This window comes from Nonomuraea sp. NPDC048882 (assembly GCF_040649755.1).
GTDB classification, from domain to species: domain Bacteria; phylum Actinomycetota; class Actinomycetes; order Streptosporangiales; family Streptosporangiaceae; genus Nonomuraea; species Nonomuraea maheshkhaliensis.
Genome location: NZ_JBEZGB010000058.1, coordinates 1 through 1083, shown reverse-complemented (window position 1 = coordinate 1083; position 1083 = coordinate 1). Strand labels below are relative to the sequence as shown.

Below are 1083 nucleotides of genomic sequence, written 5' to 3'. Positions count from 1 at the left end.
GGGTCGATGCGGTCGTGACGTACGCGAGCGTGGGTGTCGGCGTCGCGGCTGCCGGCGGGCAGGGCCTTGGGCGAGGCGGTGTAGGCCGTTGCCGGGGTGGCACGGTGTGGCAGGGATCGGTGCGGGCGGTGGTGGTTGTAGGCATCGACGAAGCGGTCGAGGAGTGTCTGCAGGTCGGTCAGGGTGGCGGGTTGGTCGGGCTGGGCGCGGAGCCAGTTCTTCATGGTCTGCTGGAAGCGTTCGACCTTGCCGCAGGTGGTGGGGTGGTTGGGGGTGGAGTTCTTCTGTCGCACGTGCAGGCGGCGCAGGTCGTGTTCGAAGGCGTTGCGGCCGCCGCGGCCGCCGGCCAGCCGGGTGGTGAACACCATGCCGTTGTCGGTCAGGGTGGAGGCGGGCACGCCATGGGCGGCGACAGCGGCGCGGAAGGTGGTTCGCACGATCGGTCCGGTGACGCGGGCGTGCGCGGTCACCGACAGAGCGTAGCGGGAATGGTCGTCCAGCCAGGAAAGGATCTCGGTGTCGGTGCCGTCAGTGAGCCGGTAGTGGGTGAAGTCGGCCTGCCAGGTCTCGTTCGGCAGCTCCGCCTGGAAGCGGATGTAGGACGAACGGGGCCGCTTCTTGGGCTCGGGGATCACCAGACCGCGACGGGTGAGATGGCGGCTGATCGTGGCTCGGGACACCGTCCGCCCGTGATGGTGGGCGAGGTGCCAGCCGATGGTGTCCGGGCCGGCGTCCAGTCCTTGCTCGGTGAGTTCCTTGCGGAGCCGGACGATCAGCTCGACGGTGTCGGCGTCGATCGCGTTTGGCGAGGTGCGTGGCCTGCGCGACCGGGGCTCGAACGCTGCCTCGCCCTCGGCCCGGTAACGCGCGACGAGCTTGGACACCCAGCCCTTGGACACCCCGTAGGCGCGGGCGACCTCTGCCTGGGAGCGGCCCTCGACGACAACGGCGGTGATGACAACTCTGGCCTTGGACACACCGCCCAGGCTCATGATCGCGATGGTTGCCTATGTCCCGAGACACACTCTGTTGAAGTTTCCTATGTCTTGCGACATGGGTTTCCTATGTCCTGAACCAGCACAC

General features: G+C 68.1%; 1 protein-coding gene. It reads right to left on the bottom strand.

Annotated features, from left to right (window positions below):
• A partial coding sequence (locus AB0C27_RS56155; RefSeq protein WP_357863653.1) for an IS481 family transposase occupies positions 1-992 on the bottom strand: 992 nt, incomplete at its 3' end.
• Positions 993-1083: the final 91 nt, after the last annotated feature.